This window comes from Micromonospora sp. NPDC005254 (assembly GCF_042872525.1).
GTDB lineage: Bacteria > Actinomycetota > Actinomycetes > Mycobacteriales > Micromonosporaceae > Micromonospora.
Map to the genome: position 1 here is coordinate 686,587 of NZ_JBIAKM010000002.1, position 14,761 is coordinate 701,347.

The window sequence follows — 14,761 nt, forward strand, 5'->3', positions numbered from 1 at the left end:
CGCCACTCGTCCCGGCCGCCGGGCACGGCCACGATCAGTGTCATGACCTTCACCTTCGCCGTCCCGCCAGCCGCTCCGGACGCCGCAGCCGCCCACTTTCTCGCCCGACTCAGCGTCCAGACCGATGTCAGTGACGTGCACGCCGACCTGGCCGCCCGTACCCCCGGGCTCGTGGTGGTCGACTCCCGGGGGGTGACCGGCTGGGCGCAGGGGCACCTGCCGGGAGCGGTGCACCTGCCCACCGCCGAGATCGCCGCCCGGGCACCTGGCCTGATCCCCACGGGTACGGCGGTGGTCACCTACTGCTGGGGGCCGGGCTGCAACGGGGCGACCCGGGCGGCGCTGGAGTTCGCCCGGCTCGGTATTCCGGTCAAGGAGATGCTCGGCGGGTTCGAGTACTGGGTACGGGAGGGGCTGCCGGTGGAGACGGAGAACGGGCTGACCCGGCGTCCCGTCGACGATCTGACCGCACCGAGGGCGACGATCACCTGCGACTGCTGATCCGGCTACGGCCCGCCAGACGGGGCGTGGGTTCAGCCGGCGGGTTCGTCGCTGAGCTTCTCGCCGCGTCGCCGCAGCATGCCGAGGCCGGGGATGCCCGCCACGGCGAGCTTGAGGTCACGGGTGACGTCCAACAGGTCGTGCAGGTCGGGCCCGACCCGGTCCAGCGTCGCGAGGATCGGCAGGATGTCGGCGGTCAGGTGCTCCTTGAGCTTGGGCAGCTCGTCGATCAGGTGGATCGCCGCGGTGATCTCCTCGTGGCTCAGCTCCTCGACGAACCTCCCGGTCATCGGCGCGGCCCGCCGCAGCGCCGGCTCGTACGCCGCCAGCAACTCCGCCGCCGTGGTCGCCGCCTGCGCGGCGGTGCCCACGGTGACCGCGGCGCTGCCGGCCACCGCCTCGGCCTCGGTGACCACCGTGCCGGCGACGTGCGCGACCTTCTCGGCCTCGGTGACCACCACGGCGGCGGCCGTCGCCACCTCGCTGGCGGTGTCGATGGCGGTGGTCGCGGCGGCGCTGATCACCGCGACCTCGCGGACCGCCGCCTCGGCGTCGGTGAGCACCGCATCGGTCCGGTCCAGGGTCGTCTCGATCCGATCCACCACGCCGTTGATCCTGGCCAGCAGCGCTTCCACCCCGTCCAGCACCGCGAACGCGCGGGCGGGCACGGCGGCGAACGAGGCTGCCGAGCCGAGCGCCTGGTCGAGGGCGGAGCGGGTCAGGCCGACCACGGCGGTCGGTGTGGGGAGGGGAATCGCCATGGGACCAAGTGTGCGTCGGCCCCGCCACAACCGCTCGCGGGCGACCGTCGGCGCGGCCTGCGGCGGTAGGGTGCCGGCATGTCGGCCCCCTCGCCACACCACCCGCCGAGCACCCGGGCGGCCGTCCTGCTCGCCGTGCTCGCGGCGCTGGCCGCCGCGCTCGGCACGGCGGTGCTGGTCCGCGCGGACGCCGGCCTCTCCGTGCGGCAGGTCACCGTCGGCGGCGTGCCGATGACCGAGGTACGCGCCGGCCCGCCGACACCTGACGCGCGGCGGCCCGGCGTGGTGATCGCGCACGGATTCGCCGGCTCGGCGCGGCTGATGCGCCCGATCGCCGACACCGTGGCCCGCCGGGGAGCGGTGGCGCTGCTGTTCGACTTCGCCGGGCACGGCGCGAATCCGGCCCGACTCGGCGCCGACATGCCACCCGCGACGCTCGCCGCCGACCTGGACGCCGCGGTCGGATACCTGCGCGCCCAGCCGGATGTGGACCCGGCCCAGATCATGCTGGTGGGACACTCGATGGGCGCGGGCGCGGTGACCCGGTACGCGGCCGGGCACCCGGAGATCGCCCGGACCGTGGCGATCTCGCTGCCCGACGCCGGCGAACTGCCTCCGGGCCACCCGGCGGAGCTGTTGCTCATCGTCGGCGGCGCGGAGTTCCCCGCGTTCCGGCGCGCGGCCGACGACGCCGTGCGGCGCGGGGCGGCGGTGGGCCGACGGCCAGCGGTGGTGGTGCCCGGTGTGGAGCACATCTCGGTGCTCTTCGCCCCGCGTACCCACGAGGAGATCGCCGACTGGCTGCCCAGCGTCGACGGGGCCGCGTCGCCCCGACCGCTCGTCCGGCTCGCCGGGGCGGGGCTGCTGGTGTTCGCGTTCGCCGTCGGCGTCGTCCCGTTGGCGGCCCTGCTCCTGGGCCGGCGGGCCGGCGGGGGAACGGCGGCGGCGGGAGGCGGGGCGCCGCTGCGTGGTCTCGCCCTGCTCGGGCTGGCCGTCCTCGCGAGCGGTCTCGCGGCGGCCGTCGCGGCCGTCCTGCCGACCAACCGTCTCCCGCTCGCGGTCGGCGGTTACGTCACGGGCTTCCTGCTGGTCAGCGGGGTACTGGTGGGCGGTGGCCAACGCTGGCTGCCCGCCGCGACGCGAGCGCCCGGCGTGGCCGTCGACGAGACCGGTCGTCGTACGCCGGCACGGACCGCGGTCGCGGCGCTGGCGCTGACGGCGTACGCGATTCTCGCCGTGGCGCTGCCGATCCACCTCGGACTGACCTCGGCGCTGCCGGTCGGTGCCCGCTGGTGGCTGCTCCCGCTGGTGGTCGCCGCGTGCCTGCTGTTCCTGCTGGGCGTCGAGCAGGTCGCGGCCGGCCGGACCTGGCGTCGCCTGCTGGTCGTCGCGGTCACCGTGCTCGTGTTGAGCACGTCGGCGGTGCTCGGCCCGGCACCCGGGTTCGTGCTGCTGGTGGTGCCGTTGTTCGCCGTGCTGCTCGGCTGGCACGTGCTGTGGGCGGCGGTGCTGCGCCGGTACGCGACCCCGCGCTGGCTGCCGGCCCTCGTGGGCGCCGTCCTGGTGGGCTGGCCGATCGCCACCACCCTGCCGTTGCGCTGACCAGGTGCTCCGCCCGGCGGGGGGTCTAGCGGCCGGCGCGGGCGACGCGCAGCGCCCACCAGATCAGTGGCACCTGCATCGGCACCCGGCCGTAGGCGATGGCCCGTTTCGACGGCCGCCGGTGCCGCCAGTCCACCGCCATCTTCACGTTGGCCGGCAGCACGGCGACGAACAGCGCGGCGGCGGCCCGACCGCCGGCCCGTCGGGTGGCGGGGTGCGCCACCGCCGCCGCCACCGTCAGCTCGGCGATCCCGCTGGCGTACGTCCAGAAGCGGGCCGGCCCGGGCAGCGCACGCGGCACGATCGGGTCGTAGAAGCCGGGGCGCAGCAGGTGGGTGACGCCGGCCGTGGCGAGCAGCCCGGCGAGCGCGACGGCCTCGCCGCGACGGGTGGTCATCGATGGTCCCCCTGCTGTTCGACGGCGCGTTGCACGGCCCGGTAGATCTGCCCGAACCGTAGCGCGTCCGGCGTGCGCAGCAGCATGTGCTCCTGACCGTGGTGCTGCACCCACAGCTCGTGCACGTGGCTGCCGCGCTCGTACGAGCGGTCCAGCCAGCCGAGGGGAATCTCCAGGAACGGGGCCAGTGCCAACGCCCCCACCGCACAGGCGGCCAGGATGATCAGCGCCAGCTGCCAGTTGCCCCGATCCTGTGCCGACCAGGCCAGCGAGACGACGCAGACCAGCGCGACGAGGGGCGGCAGCGACAGCAGCAGGACCAGCACACCGCGACCCAGCACCCGGCCGCGTACGGCGAGGGTCTTCTGCCCTCGTTCGTGCCAGACGAACGTCACGTCGGGCAGGGCGATCACCTGACCGCCCGCCCGGATCGACTCGGAGGTCACCTGCACCGCGTCGTCCCGGTAATAGAGGGTCATCACTAAGCCTAACCACCGACAGGCAACCCGCGCGCCTGCGCGGCGGCGACAACGGCCGCGATCCCGAACGAGATCTTGGACAGTTTCCGTCAGCGGTTGACGGAAACTGTCCAAGATCCGCGAAGGGAGGCGGGCTAGCGGCGGGCGGGCTGGGTGTGCTCCATCGCGCGCTGCACCGCCCGGTAGATCTGCCCGAAGCGCAGCGCGTCGCCGGTGTGCAGCAACCGCACCGGCTGGCCCCGCCAGCGGGCCCAGATCTCCATCTGCCGGCTGCCCCTGGCGTACGAGCGGTCCAGGTGTTCGAAGAGGAAGTCGGCGACCGGGCCGACGGCCAGCCCGACCAGCACCGAGGCGCCGACGATCGCGATCGTCACGGTGGGGGAGCGGTGCAGCCAGACGGCCAGGCCGATGCCGAGCACGGCCGCGACCAGCGGGCCGGCCAACGCGGCGCCGAGCGCGCCTCGCCCGACCAGCACCCGCCAGGAGCGGCTGCCCCGGCGGTGCCAGACCATGGTGATCTCGGCCAGCGAGTAGCTGCGGCCGTCGACCTGGACGGCGGTGGAGGTGACCTGCACCGACCTGTCGTCGTAATACGTGATCATGGCTGGACTCCCGCCCGCGGGGCTGACACCACACTACTTACCCCAACGAGCCGGGTCGTAAGGTTGGCACGCGACTTCGACGAGGAAGTGAGGGCAGCGTGGGCGAGTTCGTTCGGCTGGAGACCAGGGACGGCATCGGCACCATCCGGCTGGAGCGGCCGCCGATGAACGCGCTCAACACCCAGGTGCAGGAGGAGTTGCGCGCCGCCGCCACGGCGGCCACCGCCGACCCCGAGGTCCGTGCCGTCATCGTGTACGGCGGGGAGAAGGTCTTCGCCGCGGGCGCGGACATCAAGCAGATGGCCGAGATGTCCTACGTGGACATGGCCGACCGGGCGGCTGCCCTGTCCAGCGCGCTCGGCGCGATCGCGCGGATCCCCAAGCCGGTGGTCGCCGCGATCACCGGGTACGCCCTCGGCGGGGGCTGCGAGCTGGCGCTGGCCTGCGACTGGCGGGTCGTGGCCGAGGACGCCAAGCTCGGCCAGCCGGAGATCAAGCTGGGCATCATCCCCGGTGCGGGCGGCACCCAGCGGCTGGCCCGCCTGGTCGGTCCGGCGCGGGCGAAGGATCTGATCATGTCCGGGCGGATGGTGGACGCTCAGGAGGCGCTGCGGATCGGCCTGGCCGACCGGGTCGCCCCGGCCGCCGAGGTGTACGACGCGGCGGTCGCGCTCGTCACGCCGTACCTCAACGGGCCGGTGCAGGCGCTGCGCGCGGCGAAGCTGGCGGTCGACGGCGGCCTGGACATGGACCTGAACTCCGGCCTGGCCTGGGAGAGTCAGCTCTTCGCGGCGCTGTTCGCGACCGACGACCGGCGCGAGGGCATGGCGGCGTTCGTCGAGAAGCGCAAGCCGGACTTCACCGGCCGCTGACGATTAGCCGAGAACGGTTCACATTGCTCCTACCGGCCAGTAGCGTGGGGCCTCGGTCATGAGCGACGAAGGGGAGCGGCGAATGACGGAGCGGATCGAGGGTCACGGCGGAGAGCTGGCCCTCGCGGCACTACGCGCGCACGGCGTACGGGAGATGTTCACGCTGTCCGGCGGGCACGTCTTCCCGCTGTACGACGCCGCGCACAAGGCCGACTTCCCGATCTACGACGTCCGGCACGAGCAGTCCGCGGTCTTCGCCGCCGAGGCGGTGGCCAAGCTCCAGCGTCGTCCCGGTCTCGCCGTGCTCACCGCCGGCCCCGGTGTCACCAACGGCATCTCGGGCATGACCAGCGCCTTCTTCAACGCGTCCCCGGTGCTGGTGCTCGGTGGCCGGGCACCCGCCTTCCGGTGGGGTTCGGGCAGCCTCCAGGAAATGGACCACCTGCCGCTGGTCGCCCCGGTCACCAAGCACGCCGAGACGGTGTTCAGCACCGACGACATCCCGCGTGCGGTGGGCGCCGCCCTCACCGCCGCGCTCACTCCGCACCGGGGCCCGGTCTTCCTGGACTTCCCGCTGGAGACGGTCTTCTCGGTCGCCGAGACCGACCTGCCCGCGCCGTCCGGCGTCGACGCCGTCGAACCGGACCCGGACGAGGTCAGCCGGGCCGCGACGCTGATCGCCGGCGCGCAGCGGCCGGTCATCATCGCCGGCTCGGACGTGTACGCGGGCGACGCGGTGGCGGCCCTGCGCGAGGCCGCCGAGGCGTTGCAGGTGCCGGTCTTCACCAACGGGATGGGCCGCGGCTCCCTGCCCCCGGAGCACCCGCTCGCCTTCGCCAAGGCCCGCCGCGCCGCGCTCTCCGGCGCCGACGTCGTCGTGGTGGTCGGCACGCCGCTGGACTTCCGGCTCAGCTTCGGCGACTTCGGCGACGCCAAGGTCGTGCACATCGTCGACGCGCCCAGTCAGCGCGCCACGCACGTGCAGCCGGCCGTCGCCCCCGCCGGTGACCTGCGCCTGATCCTCTCCGCGCTGGCCGACCACGCCGGTGACCGGGCCGACCACAGCGGCTGGATCGCCGACCTTCGTACCGCCGAGGACGCCGCCCGCGCCCGCGACGCCGCCGAGATGGCCGCCGACACCGACCCGATCCGTCCGGCCCGCGTCTACGGCGAGCTGCGCCGGGTGCTCGCCCGCGACGCGATCACCATCGGCGACGGCGGCGACTTCGTCTCGTACGCCGGTCGGTACCTGGAGCCGGCCCAGCCCGGCACCTGGCTGGACCCGGGCCCGTACGGCTGCCTCGGCACCGGCATGGGCTACGCGATGGGCGCCCGGGTCAGCCACCCGGACCGGCAGATCTGCTTGCTGATGGGCGACGGCGCGGCCGGGTTCTCGCTGATGGACGTCGAGTCGCTGGTCCGGCAGAAGCTGCCGGTCGTGATCGTCGTCGGCAACAACGGCATCTGGGGGCTGGAGAAGCACCCGATGCGGGCCATGTACGGCTACGACGTCGCCGCCGACCTCCAGCCCGAGCTGCGCTACGACACGGTGGTCAGCGCGCTGGGCGGCGCGGGGGAGATGGTCACGAAGGCCGCCGACCTTCAGCCGGCCCTGCAGCGGGCGTTCGACGCCGGAGTGCCGTACCTCGTCAACGTGCTCACCGACCCGACCGACGCGTACCCCCGCTCGTCGAACCTGGCCTGAGTCGCACCCGCCGCCGCCGTCGTCCCTCGCGGGCGGCGGCGGTGCGGCGTCTTCCCGCAGTTAAATACGCGGAATGTCAGCGTCGGTCGACGTAACGTCAGCGCGGGAACGACGGGATGTCAGACCTGTCGCCCATGGTGGTGTCATCACCCGCAGACGACAGGAGTTGCGATGGACCACGCGATCCGCGCCGAGGGTCTGGTGCGGCGTTTCGGCGCCACCACCGCCCTCGCCGGAGTTGACCTGGCGGTCCCGACAGGGACGGTCTTCGGTCTGCTCGGGCCGAACGGCGCCGGCAAGACCACTGCGGTACGGGTGCTCGCCACCCTGCTGCGCGCCGACGAGGGACATGCCACGGTGGGCGGCTTCGACGTGGTCCGCGACGCCCACCGTGTGCGTCAGCTGATCGGCCTCACCGGCCAGTACGCCTCGGTCGACGAGACCCTGACCGGCGCGGAGAATCTGCTGCTGATCGGGCGGTTGCTCGGTCTCAGCCGGGCCGACGCCAAGCGGCGGGCCCGGCAACTGCTCCACGACTTCGGGCTCAGCGATGCTGCCGATCGGGCCGTGAAGACGTTCTCCGGCGGGATGCGGCGGCGACTGGACCTCGCCGCCAGCCTGGTCGGCCGGCCGCAGGTGCTGTTCCTCGACGAGCCGACCACGGGCCTGGACCCGCGCAGCCGCAACGACCTGTGGGACATCGTCCGCACGTTGGTCGCGGACGGGGTGACGGTGCTGCTCACCACCCAGTATCTGGAGGAGGCCGACCAGCTCGCCGGCGAGATCGCCGTGGTCGACCACGGGCGGGTGATCGCCCAGGGCACGCCGGAGGAGCTGAAGGCGAAGATCGGCGGGCAGACCCTCACCGTGCGCCCGGCCGACGTCGCCGATCTCGGCACCGTGGTCGCCATCGCCGGCGAGGTGGCCGGGGTGACCCCCGAGGTCGCGCAGAGCGCGGTCACCGTCGCGGTGAACGACCCTCGCGTGCTGCCCGTCATGGTGGGCCGCCTCGACGCGGCCGAGATCCCGGTCGCCGAGCTGGCGCTGCGCGGCGCGAGCCTGGACGAGGTCTTCCTCTCCCTCACCGGCCACCGGGCCGAGGACGCCCCGGCCGACACCGACCTGGAAAGGACCCCGGCATGAGCGCCGTGACCCTCAGCCCCGCGCTCGCCCCGACCCGTCGACTCAGCGTCGCCGCCGGGCTGCGGCACACCTTCACGCTGGCCTGGCGCAGCCTGGTGCAGATCAAACACAACCCGATGGAGCTGCTCGACCTGAGCATCCAGCCGGTGATGTTCGTGCTGCTGTTCACCTACGTCTTCGGCACGGCCATCGCCGGCTCGTCCGGCGAGTACCTCACCTTCATGCTGCCCGGCATCATGGTGCAGAACGCGCTCTTCGCCACGATGACGACGGGGTTCGGGCTGAACAACGACCTCACCAAGGGCGTCTTCGACCGGCTGCGGGCGCTGCCCATCGCCCGGTGGGCGCCGCTGGCCGGCCGGATCCTCGCCGACACCGTCAAGCAGGCGTGGTCGATCGCGCTGCTGCTCGGCGTCGGGTCGATCCTCGGCTTCCGGGTCGGCAACGGCGTACTCGGCGTGGTGGGGGCGTTCGCGCTGCTGCTGGCGTTCACGCTGGCTGCGTCCTGGATCTCGGTGCTGGTCGGGGTGCTGGTGAGCGAACCGGACAAGGTGCAGATCTTCGGCTTCATGGTGATCTTCCCGCTGACCTTCACCAGCAACATCTTCGTCCCGACCGACCGGATGCCGGGCTGGTTGCAGAACTGGGTGGAGGTCAACCCGGTGACCGTGGTGGCCGACGCGCTGCGGGGCCTGCTGGTCGGCGGGCCGGTGGCCGGCCCGGTACTCCAGACGCTGCTGTGGGGCGCCGGCATCGCGGTGATCTTCGCGCCGCTGGCCGTACGCGGCCTCAGGCGTCGAGTCTGAGTGGCGTACCGGCCGGGCCGCGTCTCACACCTCCGGCCGGTCACCCTCACGGGGCGGCTCACCGTCGCGGCGGCGCAGGTCGTCCTCCCGCCGGCGCAGGTCCTCCTCCCAGCGACGGAAGAGTTCCTGGTCCTGCTGACGCGCGCGGTCCTGCACGGAGCGGAGGAACTCCGGGTCGTCGTCGGGAGCGAGCGGACGGCGCGGCTGCCGTTCGGTGGAGCCGCCGCCGGCCGGCCACGCCCTGCGGGCCGCGGGGCCGGGCTCCCGGCCGGCGACGAACCAGGCGATCGAGCCGACCAGGGGGAAGAACAGGATGATCAGCACCCAGGCGATCCGGGGCAGGGCGCGGACCTGACCCTCCTCGGCGGAGAGGCAACTAATCAGCGCGCAGACGGCGAGGACAATCTGCACCAGGAAGAGGAGAACGTACAGCCGGGCCATGCACCCATCATGGCGCACCGCGTCGCGTCACCACAGTCCGCGAACCGTCGCCAGCACGCCGAGCAGCGCGAGCCCGACGGTGCCCAGCGCGACCAGCGGCAACGTCCGGCCGCCGGTGCGGGCCGCCCCCGTGCCGGTGCCGCGGGGCCAGCAGAGCACGAGCACGCCGCCCCAGACCAGGACGGCCGCACCGGCGATCAGCGCTCCGAACCCGCCGCCGTTCGACGCCAACCGGACGGCGAGCGCGGTCACCACGGTCAGCGTCAGCAGGGTGCGCCGCCAGGCCAGCCGGGTCCGCTCCGGTTGCAGCCCGGGATCGCGTCCGGCGCTCACCGTCCGCCGATCGCGCGCGCCAGCACCGCGATGACCAGCAGCACCGCGCCGGCGCCCACGGCGAGGGCGAGGACGGCGGGGAAGCGGGAGGCGGGCAGCTCCTGGCCGAGCCGGATGGCCCGTTCGGTACGCGCCCAGTGGTCCACCGCGCGGATCGCGACGGCGCCGCCGAGCAGCAGCAGCGCGACCGCGATGACCTCCCGCAGGTGGCTCATCGGCAGCTGCGGCAGGAACTGCGCGGCGGCCAGCCCGCCACCGACGAGCGCCAGGCTGGTGCGTAGCCAGGCCAGGAAGGTTCGCTCGTTGGCCAGCGAGAACCGGTAGTCCGGTGTCTCACCGACGGCGCGCGCCTCGGCCGGGTCGAACCATCGCCTGATCACCTCCCACATGCTGGGAGATTATCCACTTCCCCGGGGCCTTAGCCTGGTGTGGTGACGGATCTTGATGTGACCACGCTGCGCACCGCCTACGACAACCAGCTCCGCCCGGATATCCCCGACCCGGTTCCGGCGGGGGTGACGGTGGAGCGGGACGGGCCGCTGGTCCGGATCATCGGGCTCGACGCCGGGGGGTTCCTCACCTACCGCGACCTGGGCGGGTTGACCGGCGACGCGCTGGACGAGCTGATCGCCCGGCAGGTGGCGCTGTTCCGCGAGCGCGGCCAGTCGGTCGAGTGGAAGCTCAACGGGCACGACGAACCGGCGGACCTGGCGGACCGGCTGCGCGCCGCCGGCTTCGTGCCGGAGGACCGGGAGACCGTCGTGGTCGGGCCGGTCGCGCCGCTGGCCGCCGCGCTGCCCGTCATCCCCGAGGGGGTACGCCTTCGTGAGGTGACCGCGCGCGCCGACCTGGAGCGGATCGCCGCCATGGAGGAGGAGGTCTGGCAGGAGGATCGCTCGCACCTCGTGTGGGGTCTGGCCAAGGAGATCGACGCCGACCCGCACTCGATCACCATCGTGGTGGCGGAGGCGGACGGCACGGTGGTGAGCGCCGGCTGGGTGCGCTTCCCGGCGAAGACCGGCTTCGCCACCCTGTGGGGTGGCTCGACCCTGCCGCAGTGGCGTCACCGGGGCATCTACCGGGCGCTGGTCACCTACCGGGCCCGGCTGGCCGACCAGCGAGGCCGGACGCTGCTGCAGGTCGACTGTTCCGAGGACAGCCGGCCGATCCTGGAGCGGCTCGGCCTCGTCCCGGTCACCACCACCACCCCGTACGTCTACACTCCGTGATCATGGAGCAGCGGTTGACGGACGAGGAGCGCCTGACCCTCAAGACGGGCGCCTTCGGTGCGGTCTTCCTGGTCTCGAACGCCGACCCGGGGATGCTGGGCGTGATCCGGGAGAGCGTGGCCGCCTCCGGCGCGCTGGCCGACGCGAGTGGCGTGGTCAAGGAGGCGCTGACCACCGGTCCGCTGCCCCGGCTGCCCCGGGACTCCCAGCTGGAGATCGAGTCGGTGGTGTTGCCGGCGCTCGGCCGCGCGGTGCGGATCCTGCGGGAGAAGTCGCCGGCCGACGTCGAGGCGTACCGCTCGGTGGTGTTGACCGCGGCGGACCGGGTGGCCCGCGCGCACGACGGGGTGGCCCCGGCGGAGGCCGCCGCCATCGACCAGATCCGGGGTGCGCTGGCCGACCCGGCCTGACCGCGCTGCCTGTCGGTGAGCTGTGTCACTCTGTGTGCCCGGTAGCCGCAACCTACTGGCAGGTAACATTGCGCCGTGGGCAACTGCACAGCAGCCCGCGGTTGACCAGGCGTCGACCGACGCGCGAGGCTGCGGCCCAACCGGGCGAGCCAATCGCAACACCACACAGGAGGGTCGTCGAAGCGCGATGAACATCGTCGTACTCGTCAAGCAGGTGCCTGATTCGGGCGCGGACCGCAACCTGCGCAATGACGACAACACCGTCGACCGCGGTTCGGCGAACAACGTGATCAACGAGATGGACGAGTACGCCATCGAGGAGGCGCTGAAGATCAAGGAGGCGCACGGTGGCGAGGTCACCATCCTGACCATGGGTCCGGACCGGGCGACCGAGTCGATCCGCAAGGCGCTCTCCATGGGCCCGGACAAGGCCGTGCATGTGGTGGACGACGCCCTGCACGGTTCCTGCGCCGTGGCGACCTCGAAGGTGCTCGCCGCCGCCCTCGGTCAGCTGAACGCCGACCTGGTGATCTGCGGCGCCGAGTCCACCGACGGCCGGGTGCAGGTCATGCCGCACATGATCGCCGAGCGGCTGGGCGTCGCGGCGCTCACCGGCGCCCGCAAGCTCACCGTCGACGGCGCCACGCTGACCGTCGAGCGGCAGACCGAGGAGGGCTACGAGGTCGTCACCGCCTCCACCCCGGCCGTGGTCTCCGTGTGGGACACCATCAACGAGCCGCGCTACCCCTCGTTCAAGGGCATCATGGCGGCCAAGAAGAAGCCGGTGCAGACGTTCTCCCTGGCCGACCTCGGCGTCGCACCGACCGAGGTGGGCTTCGACGGTGCGACCAGCGCCGTCGTCGAGCACACCAAGCGTCCGCCGCGCTCCGGCGGCGCCAAGATCACCGATGAGGGCGAGGGCGGCGTCAAGCTGGTCGAGTTCCTCGCCACCGAAAAGTTCGTGTGAGAGCGGGTCTGGACATGTCTGAGGTTCTCGTCGTCGTCGAAGCCACCAAGGAATTCGGCGTCAAGAAGGTCACCCTGGAGATGCTCACCCTCGCCCGTGAGCTGGGCACCCCGAGCGCTGTCGTGCTCGGTGGCGCCGGCGCAGCCGAGGCGCTGAGCGCCAAGCTGGGCGAGTACGGCGCGGAGAAGATCTACGCCGCCGAGGGTGACGAGATCGACGGCTACCTGGTGGCCCCCAAGGCCACCGTGCTGGCCGAGCTGGTCAAGCGGGTGCAGCCGGCCGCCGTGCTGCTGGCGTCCGCCCAGGAGGGCAAGGAGATCGCCGCCCGGCTCGCCGTCAAGCTCGACAACGGCATCCTGACCGACGTGGTCGGCCTGGCCGCCGACGGCACCGCCACCCAGGTCGCCTTCGCCGGCTCCACGATCGTCAAGTCCAAGGTCACCAAGGGCCTGCCGCTGGTCACCGTCCGGCCCAACTCGGTCACCCCGGCCCCGGCCGCCGCGAGCCCGGCGATCGAGCAGCTCACCGTGTCGGTCACCGACACCGACAAGCTGGCCAAGGTCGTCGAGCGGGTCGCCGAGCAGAAGGGCTCCCGCCCCGAGCTGACCGAGGCCGGCGTGGTCGTCTCCGGCGGCCGTGGTGTCGGCAACGCCGACAACTTCAAGCTGGTGGAGGAGCTGGCCGACCTGCTCGGCGGCGCCGTCGGCGCGTCCCGCGCGGCGGTCGACTCCGGCTTCTACCCGCACCAGTTCCAGGTGGGCCAGACCGGCAAGACGGTCTCCCCGCAGCTCTACGTCGCGCTCGGCATCTCCGGCGCCATCCAGCACCGGGCCGGCATGCAGACCTCGAAGACGATCGTCGCTGTCAACAAGGACGGCGAGGCCCCGATCTTCGAGTTGGCCGACTTCGGCGTGGTGGGCGACCTGTTCAAGATCGTCCCGCAGGCCGCCGAGGAGATCCGCAAGCGTAAGTGACCGTGAGACAAGGAAAAGTGGCCGCCCGGCGCCGGGCGGCCACTTTTTCGTCGGGAGCTGATCGGCGGGCCGGGGAGCTGAGCCGGCCCGCCGATCAGCCCGTCAGGGTGCCTCTCAACAGGCTGTCGCCGGAGTGGCGGGTGTTGTTGTCGTACTTCTCGGCGGAGACGTCGACCACCGAGTAGCTCTTGAGGTCGACGTTCGGAGGCAGGGGCAGCAGAGCGTCCGAGTCACCACCGAGGGTGCCGATCGAGAACATCTCCATGTTCGTCGGGTTGATGAGCCAGACCTCGTAGTACCCAGGCACGCGCGGGAGATTCGCGACGTGCAGATGCAGTTGGCCGTTCTGCAGAATCCGCGCGTCACCCTGGGCCGACTTCGGCGTCGAACCGAAGGCAGTCAGGGGCGCGCTGGCCAGCACCGCGGGCGTCGGAGCGGGCGCCGGCTCGTCCGGGCGCAGCACCGAGACCGTGCCCACCACGCCGATCGCCGCCGCCGCGACAGCGGTCACCGCGGTGGCCGCCCAGCGCGACCAACCGGCACGCCGCCTGGCCCGTGACCTGCCGCCCGATTCGGGGCCCGCGACACCCGACGCCGTAGGCCCGGCCGGCGAGCCGCTCGGCCGTTGCCCGATCGTCGCCTGTTCGGCGGCCTGCTGCCGCCGGGCCTCGGTCAGCGACGGCACGGCCTCGGCCGCCCTGATCTCGGCGGCGATGCCCTGCCAGATGTGCTCCGGCGGGTCGGGCAGGTCACCGAGGCTCTGCGTCTCCACGCCGAGCCCGGCCACCTGCCGCAGGGCCGTCAGCTCCGTGCGGCAGTGCCCGCAGGTGTCGAGATGGGTGCTCTCCCCGTTGTCCGCATCGCTCTCACCGAGCGCCAGAAAAACCAGCCGCTCGTGCTCCAGGTGCTGCACCGTCCACCTCCCATCTGCGTTTCAAGCTCGCCATGCCGCGCCGGATGTGACTCTTCACGGTGCCCAGCGGCACCCCGGTCACTGTGGCTATCTGCTGGTGTGTCAGGTCGTCGTAGAAGGCCAACTCCAGCATGCGTCGTTGGTCGTCGGGCAGGCGTGCCAGCTCGTCCGCGATGACCAGCCGGTCCACCACCCGGTCCGGGTCCGGCGTCGTCTGTGCCGGCTCGGGCAACTGCCGGACCGTCTCCACCACGCGGGTCTCCCGCGCCGTGGCCCGCATCCGGTCGATCACCTTGCGCCGGCCGATGCCGAGCAGCCAGCCGATCAACGACCCCTTGGCCGGATCGAAGGTGTCCCTTCCCAGCCAGGCGGCCACGAACGTCGCCTGCGTCACGTCCTCGGCGTCGGCGCGGTTGGCCAGCATGGACGTGGCCAGGTGGAGTACGGCACGGCCGTAGCGGTCGTACGCCTCGCGCAGCGCCACCTCGTCGCCGGACCGGAACCGGGGCGCGAGGTCGTCCACCGGTGGCTCCGGTTGCTGCGGTAACGCCGTCATCGGGCGTCCAGCCTTCGATGGGGCATGCCCGACTGTAGCTGCCACAGCCTCCGCCCCACTCTCCCGGTCG

19 protein-coding genes are annotated in these 14,761 nt (G+C 72.6%); 10 read left to right on the forward strand and 9 right to left on the reverse strand.

Features of this window, described 5'->3' with window-relative positions:
- The first annotated feature begins 42 nt into the window (after window positions 1-42).
- A complete protein-coding gene (locus tag ACFYPR_RS08820; RefSeq protein WP_387179027.1) occupies window positions 43-501 on the forward strand; it encodes a rhodanese-like domain-containing protein in 459 nt (152 codons plus the stop codon).
- 32 nt (window positions 502-533) lie between these two features.
- On the opposite strand, the gene ACFYPR_RS08825 is transcribed toward ACFYPR_RS08820, so the two are convergent.
- Window positions 534-1,262 (reverse strand): hypothetical protein, encoded by a 729-nt coding sequence (locus tag ACFYPR_RS08825; protein WP_354855201.1) that lies wholly within the window; start codon window positions 1,260-1,262, stop codon window positions 534-536.
- A 78-nt stretch (window positions 1,263-1,340) separates the two neighbouring features.
- Here ACFYPR_RS08825 and ACFYPR_RS08830 point away from each other — a divergent pair, with 78 nt between their 5' ends.
- Window positions 1,341-2,864, forward strand: a complete 1,524-nt coding sequence (locus ACFYPR_RS08830) for a dienelactone hydrolase family protein (RefSeq protein ID WP_387259207.1) — start codon at window positions 1,341-1,343, stop codon at window positions 2,862-2,864.
- A 25-nt stretch (window positions 2,865-2,889) separates the two neighbouring features.
- Here ACFYPR_RS08830 and ACFYPR_RS08835 read toward each other — a convergent pair whose 3' ends face one another.
- The 3 genes from ACFYPR_RS08835 to ACFYPR_RS08845 all read right to left on the reverse strand — a co-directional run bounded on the left by ACFYPR_RS08835 (window position 2,890) and on the right by ACFYPR_RS08845 (window position 4,342).
- Window positions 2,890-3,261 (reverse strand): hypothetical protein, encoded by a 372-nt coding sequence (locus ACFYPR_RS08835; RefSeq protein ID WP_354855203.1) that lies wholly within the window; start codon window positions 3,259-3,261, stop codon window positions 2,890-2,892.
- Entirely contained in the window at window positions 3,258-3,740 is a 483-nt protein-coding gene (locus tag ACFYPR_RS08840) for a DUF6232 family protein (protein WP_234581355.1), read from the reverse strand. Before ACFYPR_RS08840 ends, ACFYPR_RS08835 begins: the two co-directional genes overlap by 4 nt.
- 134 nt (window positions 3,741-3,874) lie before the next feature.
- Window positions 3,875-4,342: a DUF6232 family protein gene (locus ACFYPR_RS08845; RefSeq protein WP_363936839.1), complete on the reverse strand. Its 468-nt coding sequence runs from the start codon at window positions 4,340-4,342 to the stop codon at window positions 3,875-3,877.
- A 98-nt stretch (window positions 4,343-4,440) separates the two neighbouring features.
- Between ACFYPR_RS08845 and ACFYPR_RS08850 the strand changes: the two genes are divergently transcribed.
- From ACFYPR_RS08850 to ACFYPR_RS08865, 4 genes are all read left to right on the forward strand, one after another.
- Entirely contained in the window at window positions 4,441-5,214 is a 774-nt protein-coding gene (locus ACFYPR_RS08850; protein ID WP_387259210.1) for an enoyl-CoA hydratase/isomerase family protein, read from the forward strand.
- 82 nt (window positions 5,215-5,296) lie between these two features.
- Window positions 5,297-6,919, forward strand: coding sequence for an acetolactate synthase (locus ACFYPR_RS08855; RefSeq protein ID WP_387259213.1), 1,623 nt, complete (start codon window positions 5,297-5,299; stop codon window positions 6,917-6,919).
- A gap of 171 nt (window positions 6,920-7,090) precedes the next feature.
- Window positions 7,091-8,062 carry an ATP-binding cassette domain-containing protein gene (locus ACFYPR_RS08860; RefSeq protein ID WP_387259215.1) on the forward strand — a complete coding sequence of 324 codons (972 nt, stop codon included), beginning with the start codon at window positions 7,091-7,093 and terminating at the stop codon, window positions 8,060-8,062.
- Window positions 8,059-8,868, forward strand: coding sequence for an ABC transporter permease (locus tag ACFYPR_RS08865; protein WP_355066968.1), 810 nt, complete (start codon window positions 8,059-8,061; stop codon window positions 8,866-8,868). Before ACFYPR_RS08860 ends, ACFYPR_RS08865 begins: the two co-directional genes overlap by 4 nt.
- A gap of 24 nt (window positions 8,869-8,892) precedes the next feature.
- Here the strand turns inward: ACFYPR_RS08865 and ACFYPR_RS08870 are convergent, their stop codons facing one another.
- Genes ACFYPR_RS08870 through ACFYPR_RS08880 form a run of 3 tightly spaced genes read right to left on the reverse strand, consistent with a single transcriptional unit; the run spans window position 8,893 to window position 10,031 of the window.
- Window positions 8,893-9,309: a PLD nuclease N-terminal domain-containing protein gene (locus ACFYPR_RS08870; RefSeq protein ID WP_387259218.1), complete on the reverse strand. Its 417-nt coding sequence runs from the start codon at window positions 9,307-9,309 to the stop codon at window positions 8,893-8,895.
- Between the two features lie 27 nt (window positions 9,310-9,336).
- The gene (locus ACFYPR_RS08875; RefSeq protein WP_354855210.1) at window positions 9,337-9,642 is read right to left on the reverse strand and encodes a DUF202 domain-containing protein; all 306 of its coding nucleotides are present in this window, start codon (window positions 9,640-9,642) and stop codon (window positions 9,337-9,339) included.
- Window positions 9,639-10,031 (reverse strand): DUF202 domain-containing protein, encoded by a 393-nt coding sequence (locus tag ACFYPR_RS08880; protein ID WP_354855211.1) that lies wholly within the window; start codon window positions 10,029-10,031, stop codon window positions 9,639-9,641. Before ACFYPR_RS08880 ends, ACFYPR_RS08875 begins: the two co-directional genes overlap by 4 nt.
- A 42-nt stretch (window positions 10,032-10,073) precedes the next feature.
- Here ACFYPR_RS08880 and ACFYPR_RS08885 point away from each other — a divergent pair, with 42 nt between their 5' ends.
- The 4 genes from ACFYPR_RS08885 (at window position 10,074) to ACFYPR_RS08900 (ending at window position 13,222) form a co-directional block, all read left to right on the forward strand.
- Window positions 10,074-10,871, forward strand: coding sequence for a GNAT family N-acetyltransferase (locus ACFYPR_RS08885; RefSeq protein ID WP_354855212.1), 798 nt, complete (start codon window positions 10,074-10,076; stop codon window positions 10,869-10,871).
- Complete coding sequence (locus ACFYPR_RS08890) at window positions 10,868-11,281, forward strand: hypothetical protein (RefSeq protein WP_355066971.1); 414 nt, start codon at window positions 10,868-10,870, stop codon at window positions 11,279-11,281. The genes ACFYPR_RS08885 and ACFYPR_RS08890 overlap by 4 nt, the downstream gene beginning before the upstream one ends.
- Before the next feature lie 187 nt (window positions 11,282-11,468).
- Window positions 11,469-12,248: an electron transfer flavoprotein subunit beta/FixA family protein gene (locus ACFYPR_RS08895; protein WP_344357351.1), complete on the forward strand. Its 780-nt coding sequence runs from the start codon at window positions 11,469-11,471 to the stop codon at window positions 12,246-12,248.
- A 14-nt stretch (window positions 12,249-12,262) separates the two neighbouring features.
- Window positions 12,263-13,222, forward strand: a complete 960-nt coding sequence (locus tag ACFYPR_RS08900; protein ID WP_354855214.1) for an electron transfer flavoprotein subunit alpha/FixB family protein — start codon at window positions 12,263-12,265, stop codon at window positions 13,220-13,222.
- Between the two features lie 94 nt (window positions 13,223-13,316).
- On the opposite strand, the gene ACFYPR_RS08905 is transcribed toward ACFYPR_RS08900, so the two are convergent.
- The gene (locus ACFYPR_RS08905; RefSeq protein ID WP_387179050.1) at window positions 13,317-14,135 is read right to left on the reverse strand and encodes an anti-sigma factor; all 819 of its coding nucleotides are present in this window, start codon (window positions 14,133-14,135) and stop codon (window positions 13,317-13,319) included.
- On the reverse strand, window positions 14,089-14,691 hold the full coding sequence (locus ACFYPR_RS08910) for a sigma-70 family RNA polymerase sigma factor (protein ID WP_354863259.1): 603 nt from the start codon (window positions 14,689-14,691) through the stop codon (window positions 14,089-14,091). The genes ACFYPR_RS08905 and ACFYPR_RS08910 overlap by 47 nt, the downstream gene beginning before the upstream one ends.
- Window positions 14,692-14,761 lie beyond the last annotated feature (70 nt).